The sequence below is a fragment of the Humibacter sp. genome (assembly GCF_035547335.1).
Lineage (GTDB): Bacteria > Actinomycetota > Actinomycetes > Actinomycetales > Microbacteriaceae > Humibacter.
The window spans coordinates 25,859-45,473 of the sequence record NZ_DASZVF010000045.1 but is presented as its reverse complement, the minus strand read 5'-3'; the positions used below and the strand labels follow the sequence as shown (position 1 = coordinate 45,473).

Below are 19,615 nucleotides of genomic sequence, written 5' to 3'. Positions count from 1 at the left end.
TGCGTCGAAAAGACCTAACGGACGCGAGAGCTATCCCGTGACCGCGCCCTCGGCAGCCGAGTGCACGAGCTTGGAATACTTCGCGAGAACGCCACGGGTATAGCGCGGGGGCAAGGGCTCCCAGCCTTCCCGGCGGGAGGCCAGCTCGGACTCGTCGACAAGTAGGTCGAGGGTGCGAGCAGCGATATCGACCCGTATCAGATCACCATCGCGCACGAAGGCAATGGGACCACCGTCCACTGCTTCGGGTGCTATGTGGCCGATGCACAGGCCGGTTGTGCCGCCTGAGAATCGTCCGTCTGTCAAGAGTAGTACATCCTTGCCGAGGCCCGCGCCTTTGATGGCCGCCGTGATGGCGAGCATCTCGCGCATGCCGGGGCCGCCCTTCGGGCCCTCGTAGCGGATGACGACGACGTCGCCATGGTCGATGGCTCCGTTGGTCAGCGCATCCATGGCCTCGCGCTCCCGCTCGAACACGCGAGCGGGGCCCTCGAACACGGCGGCGTCGAAGCCTGCCGTCTTCACGACGGCGCCGTCTGGCGCGAACGTCCCCTTCAGAATGGTCAGGCCGCCCGTGGGGTGCAGCGGGTTGTCGAGCGTGTGCAACACCTCGCCGTCGAGCGGCTGCGGGTCGATCTCGGCGAGGTTCTCGGCGATCGTCTTGCCCGTCACCGTGATGCAGTCCCCGTGCAGCAGTCCGGCGTCGAGCAGCGCCTTCATGAGAACCGGGATGCCGCCGTGCCGGTCGACGTCGTTCATCACGTACTTGCCGAACGGCTTCATGTCGGCGATGTGCGGCACCTTGTCGCCGATGCGGTTGAAGTCGTCGAGCGTCAGCTCCACCTCGGCCTCGCGGGCGATGGCCAGCAGATGCAGCACCACGTTGGTCGAGCCGCCCAGGGCCATGGCCACGGTGATCGCGTTCTCGAACGCCTTCTTCGTGAGGATGTCGCGCGAGGTCAGGCCGAGGCGCAGCATGTTCACGACGGCCTCGCCCGAGCGGTGCGCGTAGTAGTCGCGACGACGGTCGGCCGACGGCGGCGCGGCCGAGCCGGGGTAGCTCATCCCGAGCGCCTCCGCCACGGACGCCATCGTGTTGGCGGTGTACATGCCGCCGCAGGCGCCCTCACCCGGCGCGATGGCGCACTCGATGCGCTTGAGGTCCTCCATGCTCATGGTTCCGGCCTTGCACGCGCCGACCGCCTCGAACGAGTCGATGATGGTGACGTCCTTCTCGGTGCCGTCGCTGAGCTTGACCCAGCCGGGGGCGATCGAGCCGGCGTACAGGAACACGGAGGCGAGATCGAGTCGCGCGGCGGCCATGAGCATGCCGGGGATGGACTTGTCGCATCCGGCCAGCAGGACGGAACCGTCGAGGCGCTCAGCCATCATGACGGTCTCCACGGAGTCGCAGATGACCTCGCGCGAGACGAGCGAGAAGTGCATACCCTCATGGCCCATCGAGATGCCGTCGGAGACCGAGACCGTGCCGAACTGGAGCGGGTAGCCGCCCCCGCCATGCACGCCTTCCTTGGCGGCCTGTGCGAGCCGGTCGAGCGAGAGGTTGCACGGCGTGATCTCGTTCCACGAGCTGGCGATGCCGATCTGCGGCTTGTCCCAGTCCTCGTCGCCCATGCCGACCGCACGCAGCATTCCGCGGCTGGTCGTGGCTTCGATCCCGTCGGTGACGACGCGGCTGCGCGGCTTGATGTCGATCTCAGGCATGCAGTCGAGTCTAGGGCTGTGCTAGAGCCGGCCTTGACGCGTGCCTGGTGGCCTCGCTACCAGTGCGCGCCTGCTCTCGCGCCGCCGGCATCCGTACTGCGGAGCGGCCCGACGGGAGCGACGACGTGACACGGAGATGCGAGGTGGAGCGACTCCGTAGACCCGCGAAGTCGCGACCGAAGAGGGGCGGCGGAGCAAGCCTGAACGCCGAGGAGCCGGCTGGATGCGCGGCACCCGCCGGTCGGATTCCGTCAGCGCGAAGCGCGGGCCGTGGCGAGCCGGCCGAGCAGCTCGGACACGGCGTCCGGGTCCGCCACCCGGAACTCCGCCTTCGTCTCCCCCGGCCCGACCTTGACGCCCACGTCGCCCTCGTGCATGACGGCGAAGCCGTCCTCGTCGGTCACGTCGTCGCCGGCATACAGCACGCCCGTCGCACCGACGTGCTCGCGCAGACGTTCGACGCCGTCGCCCTTCGTGGCGTCCCGCACGGCGAACTCGAGGATGTCCTTGCCGTCGCGCTCCAGAAATCCACCGCCGAGCGCCGCCACCTCTGCGCGGGCGGCGTCGTTGGCAGCACGGGCTTGCTCGGCGGGGATGCCCCGCGTGTGCAGCCCGAGTCCGACCGGCTTGTGCTCGAGGTGCGATCCCGGTGTGGCATCGACGATCCGCTGCAGAGCGGAGGCCAGGGCATCCAGCCGGGAACGTTCGTCGTCGCTGAGTCCGACATCAACGGAGCCGCCCGTGAGACGCACCTCGGCACCGTGCGAGGCGATGAGCAGCGCGGAATCGTCGGCCTCGGTCACTCTGACCAGGCCGGAGAGCGGGCGTCCGGAGACGAAGGCGACCCAGGTGCCCGGCGTCCGTTCGAGCGTCGTCAGTGCCGTGCGCGCCGCGGGGAGCACACGGGAGTCGGCAGGGTTGTCGACCAGCGGGCTGACGGTGCCGTCGAAGTCGAGGGCGACGAGGAGGCGAGGGGTGGCGGCGAGCGCGTCGACGGCATCCAGCAGTCGCTGATCGATCATCGGTCGCCACGCTCGTGGATCTGACCGTGGGTGTCGGTCGCCATCTTGGGACGCTGGGCGATCTCGTGGTCGCCGAAGTCGTCTTCGGCCGTGACGTGGGTGAGCGCGTCGAAGAACGTCGCCGACCAGCGCTGCACGTCGTAGGCCAGCACGCGCTTGCGGAGCGCTCGCATGCGGCGCGCCCGCTCGCGTTTGGGCATCTCGATGGCGCGGACCATGGCATCCTTCAGGCCCTCGATGTCGTGCGGATTCACCAGCAGCGCCTGCTTCAGCTCGTCCGAGGCGCCGGTGAACTCGCTCAGCACGAGCACGCCGTCGTTGTCGATGCGGCTGGCGACATACTCCTTCGCCACGAGGTTCATGCCGTCCCGCAGCGCCGTGACCAGCATGACGTCGGCCGCCAGGTAGAGGGCGACCATCTCCTCGCGCGGATAGCCCTGGTGCAGATAGCTGATGGCCGTGTGGCTGATGGTCGAGTAGTCGCCGTTGATGCGGCTGACCGTCAGTTCGACCTCGTCACGCAGTTGCTTGTACGTCTCGACGCGTTCCCGGGACGGGCTCGCGACCTGCACGAGCGTGATGTCGTCGGTGTCGACGGCGTGATCGCGCAGCAGCTCGCCATAAGCCTTCAGGCGGTGACCGATCCCCTTGGTGTAGTCGAGCCGGTCGACGCCGAGCATGATCGTCTTCGGGTTGCCCAGCTCCTCGCGGATCTGCTGCGCCCTGGCCTGGATCTCCGGTTGCGACGCGAGCTCCTCGTAGCGGGCGGCGTCGATGGAGATCGGGAACTGCTTGGCGAGAACCGTGCGCACGCGCGTTCCTCGCCTGTTCGTCTTCACGTGCCGGTGCCCGACGCCCTCGTCCTCGCCGAGCGGCACCTCGATCACCGATCCCCTGGTCTCGTGGCCGAGCAGCCTGCGCACGGCGCGTGCGAAGTTGCCGGCATCCGCGAGTCTCTGGAAGCCGATGACGTCGGCGCCGAGCAGTCCCTCGACCACCTGCTTACGCCACGGCAGCTGCGAGTAGATGCCGTATGCCGGGAACGGGATGTGGTCGAAGAACCCGATCACGAGGTCGGGCCTGGCGTCGCGCAGCATCTTCGGCACCAGCTGCAGCTGGTAGTCGTGCACCCAGACCACGGCTCCGGGCGCTGCCGCCTCGAGTGCGGCATCCGCGAACCGGCGGTTCACCTGCACGTACGCGTCCCACCACTCGCGGTGGAAGCTCGGCGGCGCGATGACGTCGTGGTAGAGCGGCCACAGGGTGTCGTTGGAGAAGCCCTCGTAGTAGTACTCGACGTCCTGCGCGCTCAGCGACACCGGCCTGATGTCGATGCCGTCCGCCTCGAAGGGCTCGAACTCGGCATCCGGGATGCCCACCCATCCGATCCAGACGCCGTCTTCGCGCTTCATGATCGGCTCGAGCGCGGCGACCAGGCCACCGGGCGACGGACGCCACACGGCATCGTCGCCGTCGCCTGACACGTGGTCGACGGGGAGCCGGTTCGACACGATCACCAGATCGTAGGTGCGGTGCTTGGTCGTGGATCGTCCATCGCGACCGGCTGCGGGCGCCTTCTTCCCCCCGCCGCCGGATTCGGACTCGTCGTGAGCGGACTTCGGAAGAATGAGTGCCTCCTCGCCTGAACGCCTGGTCGGCGTGAAGAACGTTACCAGCAGGCCATGCCGGGCATCGAAGGCGGGCGGACGGTTGACATCCGGGTCGTTCTTCCCATCCCGCATCGCCGCGAAAGCCGCAACCCCCTCCCTGCGCGCCGGTCGCTGTGTACCGTGAGAACACGCCATCCGTGCAGACAGCGGGATGCCCCGCGATCGACGGTCTGCGGGATGGCACCGCGCGTGCACCGACGGCACGGGCAGCGAGCGAAGGGGATGCGATGCGCAAGTACCTGTTGAACTGGGGCGTCGTGAGCACGGCGCTCGGAGTCGTCTCGGTCATCCAGACCACGCGCACCGGCCCGCGCGACTGGCGTCTCCTGCTCGCGTGGGCCAGCTGGATGCTGTCGCTCGCCGTCGTCATCACGACCGTGCACGACCACTCCAAGCAGGTCGAGACCAAGCGCTGAGCCGGCCCGGCCGCGGTCCGCCTGTAGGAACAGGCACCTCGCGACCCGCCCGCGCTGAAAACAGGCACTCGCGCCGCCGCGGCGCGCTCGAAAACAGGCACTCGCGCCGCCGCGGCACGCTTGAAAACAGGCACTTCGCGTGAAAACAGGCCAGATCTGCCGGTTTTCGGGAGGCAGGCGCTTTCCTGCCTGTTTTCGTGGGCTGCGGGGGTCGCGGGCGGGTGAGTCCACCGGATGCGCGCGCAGACTTCGGCCCTCCCGTGAGGCGGCGTGTCCTGGGGGGCCTGGGGCGGGCATCCGTCAGACTGTGAGCGCGGTTCGCCGCACGTCACAGGTTCGCTCCACGTCACAGGGAGAAGCGCGTCATGTTCGGTCGCCGGAGGCATGCTGCACCAGCAGCGGCCCCCATCGTCACGGTCGCGGAGACCGTGACGGTTCGCCCTCGCCTTGCCGAAGAGCAGATCTTCGAGCTGGTGCACACTCGCATCGCCGCGGCGATCGGAGAGGGCGGCGAATGGGTCGTGCGACGGCGCACGCCCGAGGACACTGACGACCTCTTCCGCACCGTGCTCGCCCACCAGGTCGCGCTGGATGTGACGGCCGCCCTGCACAGCGCGCAGCTGCAGCTGGAGGCCGGAGAGCCGCTGACGGTGGCAACGCGCGAAGGCGCGATGGTGCTGCGTTCGACAACCGGAACGGGTGCCGCGTCCGACGCCACCGCTTCCCCGACAGACGCGACGGCCTCGGATGACGCCACCGGCGTTTTCGCCCCTGCAGGCCTCGACGACCGCTCGGAGACGGCAGGGTCCGATGAGTCCGGCGACACCTTTCTCTTGCGCAACGACGACGGCCCCGCTCATCGCCACGACGAGCCAGAGGCCGACGAAGAGGCGGAGCTCGACGAGGATGCCATCGCACTGCAGTGGGAGCCGGCCCCGATCACGGTCTGGACGGATCTCAAGCGGCCGGTCACGGGACCGATCGCCATGCAGCTGTCGTCGTCCGACCTGGTGACGCCCAGTCGCTGACGCTGGCCCGCTGACTCCCGGCCGTTCATGCTCGCCCCGTAACGCTCGCAGAGTCATGCCCAAGCGCTGAGCGGTCCGTCTCTCCGCTCCCCTGCCCGACCTCGATCATGTCTCACGCCGCGTTCGAGCGAGCGGCGCGAAGTGCTCAGCCCCTGTTCCATACGGAGCAGATTCCGACTCCGGTCCGGGCCGTCACTCCGTCAGGAACGCAGCAACGCGCGTAGCGTCTGAATGGTGTCCGCCTCGGCGGGCAGCTTGTCGTCCCGATAGCGCTTGACGCGCGCGAACCGCAGGGCGATGCCGCCCGGGTATCGCGGGGAGGCCTGAACCCCATCGATGGCGATCTCCACCACGGTGATCGGTTCCACCCACACGGTTCCCGCCGTGTGGCGCACCTCGATCTGCTGGAAGCGTTCGGTCTGCCAGCGCAACAGTTCGTCGGTGAGGCCTTTGAACGTCTTGCCGACCATGACGAACCCGCCGGGCTCGCCGAACTCGCCTTCGGGGTCGTAGGCGCCGAGGTGCAGGTTGGACAGCCATCCGCGCCTGCGTCCCGACCCCCACTCGCAAGCGAGCACCACGAGGTCGTACGTGTGAACCGGCTTCACCTTGACCCAGCTCGACCCACGACGCCCCGCGGTGTACGGGGATCCGATCGCCTTCACCACGACGCCCTCGTGGCCCTTGGCGAGCGCTTCCACCGAGAGCGCCTCCGCGACCTCGCGGTCGTCGGTGACGACGCCGGGTATCACGTACTCGGAAGCCACGCGGCGCAGAATCTCACGCCGCGTCGAAAGAGGCTCGTCGATGAGGTCGCGGCCGTCGAGATGCAGAACGTCGAAGAACCACGGACTCAGCAGAGCCTCTCTCGACGCATCGGCCCCGAACCGCGACATGGTCTGCTGGAACGGGCGCGGCGCCCCCTCTTCGTCGAGTGTCAGCGTCTCGCCGTCGAAGATGGCGTCACGCAACGGGAGCCGTCTGACCGCCTCCACGACCTCGGGCAGCCGATGCGTCACCTCCGCCAGGCTGCGCGTGAAGATCCTCACGTCGTCGCCGCGGCGATGCACCTGGATGCGCGCGCCGTCCAGTTTGTACTCCACGGACGCCTCACCTGTAACGCCGAGCGCCTGGCCGACCGTGGGCTCCGACGACGCGAGCATGGGCCGCACCGGTCGGCCGACCGTGAGGGAGACCCGAGCGAGCGCGTCAGCACCGTCGAACAGCGCGAGCGCCGCGGTCTCGCCCAGGCTGCCCGAGAGCATGACAGCTCGCCGCACCCCTTCGCCCGACACCTCGGCGGCGCGGGCGATCGCATCGACGAGCACGCCTTCGAGCGCACCCGTGCGCATCTCGCCGAGCAGTACACGAACCAGGAACGCCTGCTCGGACGCCGTCGCCGCCGACAGGAGCTCGACGAGCACGGCTGTGCGGGCCGCCGCCGATCCGGTGCCCTCCGTCGCGGCGAGCCGGCTCAGCAGTTCGTCGACCCGGGTGACCGTGAGGGTCGGCGTCTCCGCCGCCGGAACGGTCACGCCGGTCAGGGATCGCCAGCCGACGCCGAGTCTGCCCTGAACAGGTGCGCCCATCAGCAGTCCGAGCGCCGGCGCCACCTCGTCGCGGTCCAATCGGCCGAGCAGCTGCGAGATCGCATCGACCTTGGCCAGGCGCGACCTGGTGGCCGACACGACCCCGTCGGTGGCGGCCAGCTCGCTCAGCAGCATGGGTCAAGCATCCCAGCGACCGCCGACATCCCTGCCTCACGCGCCCGACCATACGACGAGCTCACGTCGGCCCTGTCACGGGATGACGGGCCAGTCGGCCGGCCCCTCCGACCCCGCCTCGTAGTCGTCCAGAGGCACCTCGCCGTCGGCCCACGCCTTCAGCACCGGCGCGACGATGCGCCAGCATTCCTCCGCGGTGTCGCCGCGCACCGACAGCGACGGATCGCCGTCGAAGAGATCGGCGAGCACCTCGCCGTAGGCGAGCAGGCTGCCAGGACCGAACTCGGCCTCCAGCGTCGCCCTGCTCAGGTAGCGCGGGTCGCCCGGGCCGTTCGTGTTGAGCTCGAGGATCATCTCGTCCGGCCCGAGGCGGATGCGCAGCCTGGTCGGATGCGCCGCCCCGCGCAGCCCCTTGGGCACTCGTTGCGCGTCGCGGAAGGTGATCACGATCTCGTGCCGCTGGCGCCCGATCGCCTTGCCTGAGCGCAGCGTGAACGGCACGCCCGCCCAGCGCCACGTGTCGATGCCGAACGTCGCCTGCGCCAGCGTCTCGGTTCCGAGCGCGGGATCGACGCCCTTCTCGTCCACATAGGACGGGAGCTCGCGTCCGTCGACGCGGCCCTTCGTGTACCGGCCGCGATGGCTGTTCGCCACCGGGTCGTCTTCCCAGACGTGCGTCGCGCGAAGCACGATGCCCTTCGCATCCCGGATGTCTTCGGCACTCATCGTGGACGGCGGTTCCATGGCCGTCACGGCGAGCACCTGAAGCAGGTGGCTCTGGAGCATGTCGACCAACGCGCCCGAGTGGTCGTAGTAGCCGGCCCTGCCCTCCAAGCCGAGGGTCTCGTCGAAGACGATGTCCACCCGCGCGATCTGGTCGCTGTTCCACAGTGGCTCGAAGATGCGGTTGGCGAAACGAAGCCCGAACAGGTTCTGCACGGTCGAGTTGCCCAGGAAGTGGTCGATGCGGTGCACCTGGTCTTCCGGAACCAGCTGCGTGAGCCTGCGGTTCAGCGCTGCCGCGCTGCGCTTGTCGGTGCCGAACGGCTTCTCCAGCGCGAGCCGCAGGCCCTCGGGCAGGTCGATGCCGGCCAGAGTCGCGCAGACCTCCTTCGTGATCGCGGGAGGCAGCGCGAAGTACAGGGCGGGCGTTCCGTCGGCGCGCGCGAGCAGCTCCTTGAGGTGTTCGGAATCCGTCACGTCTCCCGGGATGAAGTCGGTGCCCTTCAGCAACGCGTCGACCGCAGGGCCCTTCGCATCCACGGTCCCGAACGACTCCTCGACCACGCCGCGCCAGTGCTTGCGATCCCAGTCGTGCATGCCAGCACCGAGCAGCGTGACCGTGCGCTTGTCGTCTCGCGTGAGCAGCTGACCGAGCGCCGGAAGCAGGAGTCTCGATGTGAGATCCCCGTCCGCCCCGAGGATGATAAGAGTCCGCACCGCCTCAACCATGAACCTCACGCTACCTGGGAGGATGGCGAAATGGCGTTGGCGATCGAAGACTATGCACTCATCAGCGACTGCTACACCGGCGCCTTGGTCGGCAAGGACGGGAGCATCGACTGGCTGTGTCTGCCTCGCTACGACTCGGCATCCATCTTCGGAGCGCTGCTCGGAACGCGGGACCACGGCAGGTGGCTGCTGGCTCCCACCGACCCGAACGCGGTCAGCGAGCGCCACTATCGCGGGGAGTCGTTCGTGCTCGTGACCACCTGGACCACGTCGACCGGCGTGGTCGAGGTGGTGGACGCCATGCCCAGAACCGAGCACAGCGCGAACCTGGTTCGGCGTGTGCGCGGCGTGTCGGGCGAAGTCGAGATGTGCGTCGACCTTCGCATGCGATTCGGATACGCGTCGACCGTGCCGTGGGTGCGGCAGTCGCACGACGAGTCGAACACGCTGCTCGCGGTCGCCGGGCCCGACGCCCTCGTCATCCGAGGCGTCAAGCTCGACGCCGCCGACCATTCGCACGAGGGCACGTTCACGGTGCACGAAGGCGAGGTCTTCGACCACAGCCTCGTCTGGTACGCATCCCACAAGCCGCAGCCGCCCGCGATCGATGTCGACAAAGGCATTCTCGAGACGGCGAAGTGGTGGGATGCCTGGGCCGCCACGTTCACGCACCGCGGCGCCTACGCCGACGAGGTGCTGCGCTCGCTGCTCGTGCTGCGGGCGCTGACACACGCCGACACAGGTGGCGTCGCGGCGGCAGCGACCACGTCGCTTCCCGAGGAGTTCGGCGGCACCCGCAACTGGGACTACCGCTACGTGTGGCTGCGGGATGCGTCGCAGACGCTGAGCGCACTGCTCGCGCACGGCTACAAGGACGAGGTGGATCACTGGCGGTGGTGGCTGCTGCGCTCGCTCGCCGGCGACCCGGGTGACGTGCAGATCATGTACGGCCTGGGTGGTGAGCGCTTCCTGCCCGAATACGAGATCACGTCGCTGCCCGGATACCACGGCGCCTCCCCCGTGCGGATCGGCAACGCGGCGGCGAAGCAGTTCCAGGCCGACGTGATCGGCGAGGTGATGATCGCCCTGCACGATGCCCGGCTTGCAGGCATCCAGGAGACCGACTTCTCGTGGTCGCTGCAGCGCGCCTTGATCGGACGACTTGACGAGGTGGCGCACAAGCCCGACCAGGGGATTTGGGAGATCCGGGGCCCCGCCCGCAACTTCACGCATTCGCGGGTGATGGTCTGGGCCGCGTACGACAGGGCCATCCGCGGCGCGGAGGAGTTCGGTCTCGAGGGGCCCGTGCAGAAGTGGCGCGAATGCCGGGCGCGGCTGCGGAACGAGATCGAGCGCAAGGGCTACGACCGGCGGCGCAACACGTTCACACAGCACTTCGACACGGCCGAAGTGGATGCCTCGCTTCTGCAGCTCTCGCAGGTCGGCTTCATCGCGCCCGACGACCCGCGGATGCTCGGCACCGTCGAGGCCATCGAGAACGACCTGATGCACAGTGGATTCCTGCTGCGCTACCGGTCGACACCGGAACTGGACGGCCTTCCGCAGGGCGAATACCCGTTCGTGGCGTGCTCGTTCTGGCTGGTCGAGCAGTACGCGCGCTCCGGTCGCATCGATCGGGCGCACGAACTGATGCAACGGGTGTGCGGCGTGGCGAACGACGTCGGGCTCTTGAGCGAGGAGTACTCGACGGCGTCCGGGCGGCAGGCCGGCAACACGCCGCAGGCGCTGTCGCATCTGGCGCTGGTCCGGGCGGCGGATGCGATCGCCAGGGCGGAGGGCCACGGCCAGGCGATGGTCGGAGGAGGCAGCCCCTCGCGGCGGCTCGACGCGGTCGAGGACTAGCCAGTGCCACCGGCGCGCGCGTCCCTCGCCTGCCCGTGTGCTCGCCCGCCCGTGCGCTCGCCCGACGGCCTAGGCTGTTTCGGTGCCTGATCCGCTCGTCCCTGCCTTCGCCAACCCCCACGACTACGACCATCGCCACTCGGACGTCTCCGGCGGATGGCTGCGAGCCGCGGTCTTCGGCGCCATGGACGGTCTTGTCACCAACATCGCCCTGATCGCCGGAATCGGCGCTGCTGAGGCGTCGCGCGGCACGATCATCCTGACCGGCATGGCGGGCCTCGTCGCCGGCGCGTTCTCGATGGCGCTCGGCGAGTACACGTCGGTGACCACGCAGAACGAGCAGGTGGAGAAGGAAGCAGCGATCGAGCGCAAGGCGCTGGACCGCAATCCCGAAGGCGAGATGTACGAGCTCTCCGGCATGTTCCAGGAGATGGGGATGTCCGTCGAGACGGCGAGCAAGGCCGCAGCCGAAGTACACGACAACCCGGATCGTGCTCTTCGCGTGCACGTCACGCAGGAGCTCGGCGTCGACCCGGATGCAAAGCCCTCACCGTGGATCGCCGCCGTCTCGTCATTCGTGATGTTCTCGGTCGGTGCGGTGATTCCGCTGCTGTCGTTCCTCTTAGGCTCAGCCGAGCTGTGGCTCGGTCTCTCCATTGGAGGCATCGGCCTGTTGGTCGCCGGCGCGTTCGCCGCCTACTTCACGGGCAAGGCGTGGTGGCGCGGAGCCGTCCGGCAGCTCGTGTTCGGCGCGATAGCGGTCGCCGCGACCTACCTCATCGGTCATCTTCTGGGCGTGCAGGCGAGCTGACCGTGCCAGCGCCTCGCCGTGCCAGAATCGCTCTCGAGCCGACCGAGGGAGAGCACATGTCTGCACGTCCGAGCGGTGCGTACGGTGTCGATGCCCCGGGCGTGCCGTGGACGTGGGGCGCCCTGGCCGTCGTGTGCGGCGTGCTCGCGATCGTGTTCGCACCGATCGGCGCCGGGTGGTCGATCGGGCTCTCCATCTATCTTGGCGTGCTGGCCGTGGTCTCGGCCATCGGCACGGTCCTCTATCTGCGCGCGACGTTCCTGGGAAAGTTCGAGATCTGGCAGAAGGTCATCGACGGGCTCGCGCTGAACGGCAGTGAGCAGGCGTTGGACCTCGGCTGCGGACACGGCTCTGTCGCCGTGATGCTGGCCAAGCAGCTGCCCAACGGCCACGTGACCGGTATCGACCTGTGGCGCAGCGTCGACCAGTCCGGCAACTCGGAGGAGGCGACGCGGCGCAACGCCGTCGCGAACGGTGTGGATGCCCGCATCACGCTCGACACCGGCGATATGACAGCGCTCCCCTACGCTGACGAGTCGTTCGACCTCGTGACGGCGAGCCTCGCCATCCACAACATACGCACGAAGGATGGGCGCCGACGCGCAGTGCTCGAAGCGCTGCGCGTGCTGCGCCCGGATGGGCGACTGGTGATCGTCGACATCGAACGGGTGCCGGAGTACCTCGCCGTCGTGCGCGAGGCGGGAATGGACGTCGAGCAGGCGCGCCCGCTCGGCTGGCGCATGTGGTGGACGGGCCCGTGGTTTCCGACCAGGCTTCTGGTCGCGAGCAGGCCGGCTCTGGTCGCGAGCAAGCCGGCAGGGGACGCGTCGGCGACATGAGCGCGCCGGCGTGATCGTCGCCTGACCCTCTCGCATCGCGGCCGCCGTCAGGTCCGCTTCGATTGGCACCCGACCCTCGCCGGATGCTATCGTTGTGCTTCGGTTCGGCTGATCTCGTGGAAGCTGCACCATGCACCTCTAGCTCAATCGGCAGAGCAACTGACTCTTAATCAGTGGGTTCAGGGTTCAAGTCCCTGGGGGTGCACCATGGTGGTGTCACCGTCGTCTTCGCCCCTCTACCGTTGGCTCAGTCTCGAGGAACGCTTCGCCGACCACTCCCCAAGGCGACGGGCGAGTGGGAGCACGTTGCCGTTGACCTAGGCGGATTCAATGGCAGTGCCCTCCTGGGCAGGATCCGGGGCGCCGACTACAGGATTCCTCGTTTGAGCAGACCCCGCGGACACGCAGAGTGAGCGTGTCGTGTCGCTTGGTTGTACACCAGTTTGGGGTGGCTTTTTCGAAGCGGAGGTTCGTTGAGTATGCACGGCTCCTTGCGCGCGTCCAGCCCTCGTGGCCGTGGTTTTGTTCGCTTAGTGTTGTGCCCATGTTGATACTGCTGGTCGTGTTGCTGGTGATCTGGTTGATCATCGCCGTGGTGGGATTCGCGTTCAAGGGTCTGCTCTGGCTGGCGATCATCGGCATCGTGCTTTTCATCGCGACGGCAATCATCGGGTTCATCCGGCGGGCTGCCTCGAAGAGGCGCTGAACGCGTTCAGCAGCACTGAATCGACGGGGAAGCGGGTCCGGTGAGCATCGTTGTGGTGTCGCTGACCCCGGCACAATCTCCGGGCATCCCCGTCGCGCTGGTGGGTTCGGTATTCCTCGCCGTCGGGGCCGAGCTCCAGCAGCACGGTGTCACTAAGGCAGGGGAGGCGGCGGCCAGCCACGGGCGATCCGACCCGCGCAGTTCCGGTCTGGGCTGGGGGCAGTTGACAGCGCTCGCCCGGCGGCCGTCCTGGCTGATCGGCACACTCATGCTCGGGCTGTCCACCGTCTTTCAGCTCTTCAGCCTGTACCTTGCGCCGCTGACCGTAGTGCAACCACTGGGCGCGATCGCTCTGGTTGTCACGGCCCTGATCACCGCGAGACTGACCAGAATCCGCCTCAAGCTGCCAGCGATCCGCGCGATCCTCTACTGCATAGGCGGCGTGGGCCTCTTCGTGGCGGTCGCCGCGCTGACCACCACGACCATCCCGATCGCGGCTGCTCAGCTGCTGATCGTGGCGATCATCCTGGCCGCAGTCCTGCTGCTGTTCGGTCTCGGCTTTGTGCTCTTCCGCGCCAGATTCACCCGCCTGTTCTATATCGCTGGTGCGGGCGTGCTCTTCGGCTTTGTCGCGACGCTCGCCAAGGTGCTCATCACCCGCGTGCAGACGATCATCGACAACGGGCTCCGTCTCAGCCCAGCCGATTGGCTGACCATCGTCTGCCTCGCCGGGTTCATCGCCGCGGCCGTACTCGGCTCCTACTTCGTACAAATCGCGTACGCGTCCGGCTCGCCGGAACTGGTCGTAGCGGGCCTGACCGTCATCGATCCTCTCGTCGGGGTCAGCATCGGGATCATCGTCCTCGGCGAAGCGGCGGGAGCACCCCTCTGGGCCGACATCGTCTTCTTCATTGCCGGCGCCCTCGCCGTCTACGGTGTCATCCAGCTCTCCCGGCACCAACCGCAAGCGGCATCTATGCCACGAGCCGGTTCAAGCGGCGGACTCGTCTGAAGCCCTACCAGCAATCCTCACCTGTGTGCTGTTACTCAGGGCCGGACGCCGGCGTCTGATGACATCGTGTCCGCGGTTGCGTCCTCGACCTCCCAGAATGCGAGATTCGGTGCGTCCTTCTCGAGGTCAGTGCGGATCGCCTGCTCGGCCACCTGCGAAGCGTACGCGACGACAGCCCATTTGCCGGGCGCCAGAATCTTTCCGGCATGCTTGCGCAGCCCTTTTGCGGAAAGGTCGCTCCTGGTGACCTTGCCGGCCACTGCTTCGGCCGTGCCGCCCACCGTCCCGCCCAGCAGCGGAGCCGCGAGCAGAGCGCCGAGGATCTGCCCGAAGGAAACAACATCCCTTTCGCGTTCCGGAGCGACCGGATCGTGCGGCGCCGTTACCACCTCCAGATGCCCATCCCGTGAGACGAAGATCAACGCGAGCCCGGTGAGGTTGAGCAGGGCGGCGCCGTGCAACCTCTGAAAACCGTCGAACGCCCGACGTGCCGTCTCTTCATCATCGAACGTGCCGCTGATCAGAACCGATACGGTCATCCGCTTCCCCTTCCCGGCGTGGACTATTGCGACCCGCCCTCGGCCGTCACTTCGAGCTTTCCCCTTGCACTGCATGCGTTCAAGGGGTTCCTGAGCATCGACGCGCTTGTCTGCGCTCTCCGGTCAGGAGGGTGGTTCCGGGACTCGGATGACACGCACTCGCTTCACGCGACACTCGCCCGCCCTCATCGGCTGAAGGTCTCGTGCCAGGTGGTCGTACCCCACCCGAGTTTCACCTCGTGACGGCTGACAGCGTCCTTCAGCGCATCCAAGTTGGTGGAGGACAACTTGACTGGATTGAACACAACGGCAGCCTGCGGCACGATCGCCGCTCCGCATCGTCGCCCGCCATAGTCGTCAGGCTACGCAGTCTGCGAAGAGTGTGAGTTCAGAACCGGTATCCGGGCGCGCAGCGTAGCTTGAGAGTTGGGCGTCTCCGGCGCCGACCACTAAGTGAATTGAGGGGGCGGTCCCTGTGGACGTCACCGATTCCGGACAACCGGTCATCAGCAACCGCGGCCGGATACGAAGCACATCATCACGAAGCACCGCAATTTCGGCTGGCAGTGCGAGCGAGTACACCGAGCTGGCCCGTCAGGTGCGCGAGGCCGGGTTGATGCGTCGACGTTATGGCTACTACTGGGCGAAACTCTGTGCCGTCCCTGTAGTCTGCGCGTGTGGTGTCGCCGCTTTCCTGATCGTGGGCGACTCGTGGTGGCAGTTGGTCATCGCTGCCGCTTTCGGCATCGTGTTCACTCAGATCGGCTTTCTGGGACACGATGCCGCGCACCGGCAGATGTTCCGATCTGGGAAGTGGAATGACTGGATTAGCCTCATTCTCGGTGGCCTGTTTATCGGGATGAGCTATAGCTGGTGGCAGCATAAGCACACCCGGCATCACGCGAACCCGAACAAGATCGGCTCAGATCCCGACGTTGACCTTCCGGTCATCTCTTTCACGCCTGAGCAGGCCGCTCGGCGACGCAGCCTTTTCGCCCGCAACGTCCTCGCCCGCTGGGTCATCGCGAATCAGGGCGTGTTCTTCTTCCCGATCCTCACTTTGGAAGGGCTTTCGCTGCATGCCTCCAGCGTCAGGCACATGTTCAGCCGCGGCCACATCGACCACCGCTGGGCGGAAATCACCTTCATCCTCGTCAGGATCGGCGGCTATCTGACCCTGGTGTTCTTAGTGCTCTCCCCGGGCATAGCGTGCGCCTTCCTCGGCGTACAGCTCGGCCTCTTCGGGTTCTACATGGGCATGTCCTTCGCGCCCAACCACAAGGGCATGCCTTTAGTGCCGCCACATCTGCGCCTGGACTTCCTGCGTCGCCAGGTGATGATGAGTCGCAACATCAGGGGGAACCCGCTCCTGGATACCGCCATGGGCGGTCTGAACTACCAGATCGAGCACCACCTGTTCCCCTCCATGGCGCGGCCGCACCTCCGCCGCGCCGCGCCCATCATTCGGGCTTACTGCTCCGCGCACGATGTCCCCTATACGCAAACGGGGCTTTTCGAGTCGTACGGAATCGTGCTGCATTACATCGACCGGGTCGGGCTCGGCGAGCGCTACCCTTTCGAGTGCCCGCTGCTCACCGCACGACAGCAGGGGACTATCGAGGTCGCAAAACCAACACAGCGGTGACCCGTGCCGGATGCGCCCGTTCAGTCCGTGGATGCAGGTGAGGAAGGCACCGAGAAATCCACCGACTCGGCGAGCCTGACGACTTCTGCCGCACGGTCCAACTCAAGTTCGGATGCGATTTTGGACTGGGCGGCGGCGATCACATGCTTCGTTTTGACCTGCGCACTGATGTCGGCCAGACGTACGGCGATGAGGCTGGCGAGCCCGTCGCGCAGTTCCTGCAGGTTCGTGTTCGCAATGCCCAGTCGCCGATCGGAGACGGTCAATTCGACGGTTGGATGACCATGCTCGCTCAGAAAGGACCGGGTGTCGTTGCCAAGGATCTCGGCCACTTCGTCCTGCTGAGGCCGACGCGTGAAGACTGCTTCCACTGTGTACCGATCCGGCGCCGCTGCGGTCAGAAGCGCCGGAGGTAACGAACCCACGAGCACCGTTCGCAGACCAAGAACGCCGACATCCCCATCATCCGCTGTTGTAGTCGTATTCATGGTCGGACGTTACGCCGGCCGGCTGTGCAAACCATGCGACCGCAGTGTTCGAACGTCCAAACATCCAGCCCGCACGGGGCAGCGATGGCCTCAACTGGATGATTGCCGACAAGGTGGGGGCGGTCGTTGCGCTGGCCGCAGCAGTCGCTGTCAGCGCACGGACCATCGGGACCGAAGAGCTGATGGTGGCATCCTCGCGGCAACCGCTTTCGCCGCGGTCACCCACATCGCCGTTCGCTGTAAAGGACGCGTGAAGGCATACGGCAGGCCCCGGTGGAGGTGCCTGTCTCAGGTACAAAGTCTCACAGCGACTGGGCGACACTTTTCGAGTGTCGATTTCAGTGTTCCAACGCCCGCTCGGAAGCCATCCATTCCAGCGCGTCGAGCACTATTCGAGCGGGTCGAGCGCGCCGAGAACGTAGTCCACGGCGTCCGGGTTGAGCCGGTGGATCGCCGCACGCATGTAGCTGACGACCTGCGCGTTGTCCGGCTCCGGCTCGTCGTGATCCGCGGTCTGCGCCATGACGGGAGCCGCGGAGTCCAGCACGAGATACGCCTCTACCCGATTGCCGGCCTCGGTAACCGCTCTAAGCTCTACGGTGTCGGCGCTGGCCGTCCGGGCCAGTACCGCCGTGTAATCCACCACCGCATCGGCCGCGGCATCCCCTATGAACAGCGAACGGCCGGCAAACACCAGCTCTTTCATCCAGCCAAGATACCGGGTTCGCCACGAGCGCCCTGACGGGTTGACATCCCTGCCGGAAGGCAGGGCGCCACGGCCGGAGCTCGACATCGATTGGCACGTGCGATGCGATGACCGAATCGGGATCGGCCGGCGCGGCTGCCTAGTTGTAGCTGCGTTGACAGGCTCCTGTCCAGAGTCGGCGACCACAGACCACAGTGGTCAGCAACGGCTCGCTGAGCGGCGAAGCTCACGAACTGTCCAACTTTCACCGATGCCCTGGTGCAGAACTGTCACCGATGTCTTGAGACAAGACAGCCACGGCGGGTCGTCCCCGGCCTCGGTTTGCCCACACTTGAACCAACTCGGCGGTCAGCGGAGGCGCTTACTGTGATCCCGGGTCCTCGGTTTCCCGTGGTTTTTCGTCCCACATGACAGACCTGCGATGCTGGATCAGGGTTCAAGTCCCTGGGGGTGCACCACCTCATGGCCGACGTGCGCAGGTCATCGCCTGAGGGCGCGCGCTCGGGCCGGATTTCCGGCCGTGGGAGAGTTAATAGCTCCGACCGACAATCGCCATCAGGTCATCATCTGCCGCCGACGCTGTGGGCACCGAACCATCGACTGTCTGGAGGCATCGCACACTCACCGCTCGACGGTTGAGCGTAGTCTCCCCCTCCTCGCCCAGGATCTCCCATGGGATCCGGGCGAAACCGCCCTGAGCTGCCTCCAGGGCTTCCTGAACGGAAGCGACGTCCGTCGTTCTGGCAGCAAGACGCCGGTGCCCGCTCTCGATCATCTCGGTATGCATCATTTCGAGCAGGAGCGGTACGCGGTGCGCGATCGAGCCGAGCGAGACCGCCGACCTGTCGCCGCCGTCGCGACGCACGACCGTTGCTTGCTCTGCGTCAAGGTCTCGGGGGCCGACCTCGATGCGCAACGGGACTCCCTTGAGCTCCCATTCGGTGGCGCGCCGGCCGAAGCCTTGCGTCGTCCGGGCATCGAGACGCGTGCGGACTCCTACGCCCGAGAGCGATTCGACGATCTGTGCGGCCGCCGCTGTCGTCCGAGTGTCGTCCTTCACCGCGATGACGACGGCCTGGACCGGTGCCACCCTCGGCGGAATCCGGATGCCCTGATCGTCACCGTGCGCCATGATCAAACCGCCCACCATCCGGGTGCTCGCTCCCCATGACGTCGTCCAGCACGTCTCGACCTGCCCGGCGGATCCGGTGTAGGTGATGTCGAATGCGGTGGCGAAGTTCTGGCCCAGCTCATGGCTGGTGGCCATCTGCAGCGCCTTACCGTCGCCCATCATCGCTTCGCAGGTCATGGTGTTGATCGCACCGGCGAAGCGCTCCCGCCGCGACTTCACCCCGACCAGGACCGGGATCGCCAAGATGTTCTGCAAGAAGTCCCGGTAAACGTCGAGATGGATGCGCAGGGCGTAAGCCGCTGCGTCCGCACGGCTGGTGTGTGCGGTGTGCCCTTCCTGCCAGAGGAATTCCGACGTGCGCAAGAACAGCCGCGGACGCATCTCCCAGCGCACCACGTTCGCCCACTGATTCAGCAGCATCGGGAGATCACGATGCGACTGGATCCACTTGGACATCAGCTCACCGAACATGGTCTCGCTTGTCGGTCGAACGACGACAGGCTCCGTCAGCTCTTTGCCGCCAGCGTGGGTGACGACGGCCAGTTCCGGGCTGAAGCCCTCGACATGCTCGGCCTCCCGTTCCAGATACGACTGCGGGATGAACAGCGGCAGGTAGACGTTCTCGGCTCCTGTTGCCTTGATGCGAGCGTCGACCTCGGCCTGCATCCGCTCCCACAACCCGTACGCATACGGCCGGATCACCATCGTGCCGCGGACGGGCCCGTTGTCAGCCAACTCGGCCTTCTCCAGGACGTCCTGGTACCACCGCGGGAAATCATCCTTCTGAGACGTGAGCACGCTCGACCGGTTCGCTGCCATCAGGCAACGCTAACGGAC

17 protein-coding genes and 1 tRNA gene are annotated in these 19,615 nt (G+C 66.9%); 9 read left to right on the top strand and 9 right to left on the bottom strand.

The window, feature by feature from the left end; translation table 11 throughout:
- Positions 1-30 precede the first annotated feature (30 nt).
- The 3 genes from ilvD to VHB92_RS09250 form a co-directional block, all read right to left on the bottom strand.
- Positions 31-1,725 (bottom strand): dihydroxy-acid dehydratase, encoded by a 1,695-nt coding sequence (gene ilvD, locus VHB92_RS09260; protein ID WP_325453461.1) that lies wholly within the window; start codon positions 1,723-1,725, stop codon positions 31-33.
- 251 nt (positions 1,726-1,976) lie between these two features.
- Complete coding sequence (gene otsB / locus VHB92_RS09255; protein ID WP_325453460.1) at positions 1,977-2,747, bottom strand: trehalose-phosphatase; 771 nt, start codon at positions 2,745-2,747, stop codon at positions 1,977-1,979.
- Entirely contained in the window at positions 2,744-4,258 is a 1,515-nt protein-coding gene (locus VHB92_RS09250) for an alpha,alpha-trehalose-phosphate synthase (UDP-forming) (protein WP_414653096.1), read from the bottom strand. Before VHB92_RS09250 ends, otsB begins: the two co-directional genes overlap by 4 nt.
- Before the next feature lie 386 nt (positions 4,259-4,644).
- Between VHB92_RS09250 and VHB92_RS09245 the strand changes: the two genes are divergently transcribed.
- Entirely contained in the window at positions 4,645-4,833 is a 189-nt protein-coding gene (locus VHB92_RS09245) for a hypothetical protein (RefSeq protein ID WP_325453458.1), read from the top strand.
- Positions 4,834-5,198: 365 nt separating this feature from the next.
- Positions 5,199-5,861: a hypothetical protein gene (locus VHB92_RS09240; protein WP_325453457.1), complete on the top strand. Its 663-nt coding sequence runs from the start codon at positions 5,199-5,201 to the stop codon at positions 5,859-5,861.
- Positions 5,862-6,061: 200 nt separating this feature from the next.
- Here VHB92_RS09240 and VHB92_RS09235 read toward each other — a convergent pair whose 3' ends face one another.
- Together VHB92_RS09235 and VHB92_RS09230 are read right to left on the bottom strand one after the other, a co-directional pair.
- Positions 6,062-7,585 (bottom strand): ATP-dependent DNA ligase, encoded by a 1,524-nt coding sequence (locus VHB92_RS09235; protein WP_325453456.1) that lies wholly within the window; start codon positions 7,583-7,585, stop codon positions 6,062-6,064.
- A 75-nt stretch (positions 7,586-7,660) separates the two neighbouring features.
- Complete coding sequence (locus VHB92_RS09230; RefSeq protein ID WP_325453455.1) at positions 7,661-9,037, bottom strand: glucose-6-phosphate dehydrogenase; 1,377 nt, start codon at positions 9,035-9,037, stop codon at positions 7,661-7,663.
- 30 nt (positions 9,038-9,067) lie between these two features.
- On the opposite strand from VHB92_RS09230, the gene VHB92_RS09225 reads away from it, so the two are divergent.
- The 6 genes from VHB92_RS09225 to VHB92_RS09200 all read left to right on the top strand — a co-directional run bounded on the left by VHB92_RS09225 (position 9,068) and on the right by VHB92_RS09200 (position 14,268).
- Positions 9,068-10,900 (top strand): glycoside hydrolase family 15 protein, encoded by a 1,833-nt coding sequence (locus tag VHB92_RS09225; RefSeq protein ID WP_414653088.1) that lies wholly within the window; start codon positions 9,068-9,070, stop codon positions 10,898-10,900.
- Between the two features lie 82 nt (positions 10,901-10,982).
- Positions 10,983-11,711, top strand: coding sequence for a VIT1/CCC1 transporter family protein (locus VHB92_RS09220; RefSeq protein ID WP_325453454.1), 729 nt, complete (start codon positions 10,983-10,985; stop codon positions 11,709-11,711).
- 56 nt (positions 11,712-11,767) lie between these two features.
- Positions 11,768-12,550: a class I SAM-dependent methyltransferase gene (locus VHB92_RS09215; RefSeq protein ID WP_325453453.1), complete on the top strand. Its 783-nt coding sequence runs from the start codon at positions 11,768-11,770 to the stop codon at positions 12,548-12,550.
- A 132-nt stretch (positions 12,551-12,682) separates the two neighbouring features.
- A tRNA-Lys gene (locus tag VHB92_RS09210) sits at positions 12,683-12,758 on the top strand.
- Between the two features lie 336 nt (positions 12,759-13,094).
- Positions 13,095-13,256, top strand: a complete 162-nt coding sequence (locus tag VHB92_RS09205; protein ID WP_325453452.1) for a hypothetical protein — start codon at positions 13,095-13,097, stop codon at positions 13,254-13,256.
- A 40-nt stretch (positions 13,257-13,296) separates the two neighbouring features.
- Positions 13,297-14,268, top strand: coding sequence for a DMT family transporter (locus VHB92_RS09200; protein WP_325453451.1), 972 nt, complete (start codon positions 13,297-13,299; stop codon positions 14,266-14,268).
- 35 nt (positions 14,269-14,303) lie between these two features.
- Here the strand turns inward: VHB92_RS09200 and VHB92_RS09195 are convergent, their stop codons facing one another.
- On the bottom strand, positions 14,304-14,807 hold the full coding sequence (locus VHB92_RS09195) for a DUF1269 domain-containing protein (RefSeq protein WP_325453450.1): 504 nt from the start codon (positions 14,805-14,807) through the stop codon (positions 14,304-14,306).
- A 475-nt stretch (positions 14,808-15,282) separates the two neighbouring features.
- On the opposite strand from VHB92_RS09195, the gene VHB92_RS09190 reads away from it, so the two are divergent.
- Complete coding sequence (locus VHB92_RS09190) at positions 15,283-16,452, top strand: acyl-CoA desaturase (protein WP_325453449.1); 1,170 nt, start codon at positions 15,283-15,285, stop codon at positions 16,450-16,452.
- Positions 16,453-16,472: 20 nt separating this feature from the next.
- Here VHB92_RS09190 and VHB92_RS09185 read toward each other — a convergent pair whose 3' ends face one another.
- The 3 genes from VHB92_RS09185 to proS form a co-directional block, all read right to left on the bottom strand.
- Positions 16,473-16,940, bottom strand: coding sequence for a hypothetical protein (locus tag VHB92_RS09185; RefSeq protein WP_325453448.1), 468 nt, complete (start codon positions 16,938-16,940; stop codon positions 16,473-16,475).
- 388 nt (positions 16,941-17,328) lie between these two features.
- Positions 17,329-17,646 carry a hypothetical protein gene (locus VHB92_RS09180; RefSeq protein WP_325453447.1) on the bottom strand — a complete coding sequence of 106 codons (318 nt, stop codon included), beginning with the start codon at positions 17,644-17,646 and terminating at the stop codon, positions 17,329-17,331.
- A gap of 529 nt (positions 17,647-18,175) precedes the next feature.
- Entirely contained in the window at positions 18,176-19,597 is a 1,422-nt protein-coding gene (proS, locus tag VHB92_RS09175) for a proline--tRNA ligase (RefSeq protein ID WP_325453446.1), read from the bottom strand.
- Positions 19,598-19,615: the final 18 nt, after the last annotated feature.

Coding starts and splice junctions, on each gene's coding strand:
- ilvD (WP_325453461.1), bottom strand. CDS start 1,725: ATGCCTGAGATCGACATCAAGCCGCGCAGCCGCGTCGTCACCGACGGG.
- otsB (WP_325453460.1), bottom strand. CDS start 2,747: ATGATCGATCAGCGACTGCTGGATGCCGTCGACGCGCTCGCCGCCACC.
- VHB92_RS09245 (WP_325453458.1), top strand. CDS start 4,645: ATGCGCAAGTACCTGTTGAACTGGGGCGTCGTGAGCACGGCGCTCGGA.
- VHB92_RS09240 (WP_325453457.1), top strand. CDS start 5,199: ATGTTCGGTCGCCGGAGGCATGCTGCACCAGCAGCGGCCCCCATCGTC.
- VHB92_RS09235 (WP_325453456.1), bottom strand. CDS start 7,585: ATGCTGCTGAGCGAGCTGGCCGCCACCGACGGGGTCGTGTCGGCCACC.
- VHB92_RS09230 (WP_325453455.1), bottom strand. CDS start 9,037: ATGGTTGAGGCGGTGCGGACTCTTATCATCCTCGGGGCGGACGGGGAT.
- VHB92_RS09225 (WP_414653088.1), top strand. CDS start 9,068: ATGGCGTTGGCGATCGAAGACTATGCACTCATCAGCGACTGCTACACC.
- VHB92_RS09215 (WP_325453453.1), top strand. CDS start 11,768: ATGTCTGCACGTCCGAGCGGTGCGTACGGTGTCGATGCCCCGGGCGTG.
- VHB92_RS09205 (WP_325453452.1), top strand. CDS start 13,095: ATGTTGATACTGCTGGTCGTGTTGCTGGTGATCTGGTTGATCATCGCC.
- VHB92_RS09195 (WP_325453450.1), bottom strand. CDS start 14,807: ATGACCGTATCGGTTCTGATCAGCGGCACGTTCGATGATGAAGAGACG.
- VHB92_RS09185 (WP_325453448.1), bottom strand. CDS start 16,940: ATGAATACGACTACAACAGCGGATGATGGGGATGTCGGCGTTCTTGGT.
- VHB92_RS09180 (WP_325453447.1), bottom strand. CDS start 17,646: ATGAAAGAGCTGGTGTTTGCCGGCCGTTCGCTGTTCATAGGGGATGCC.
- proS (WP_325453446.1), bottom strand. CDS start 19,597: ATGGCAGCGAACCGGTCGAGCGTGCTCACGTCTCAGAAGGATGATTTC.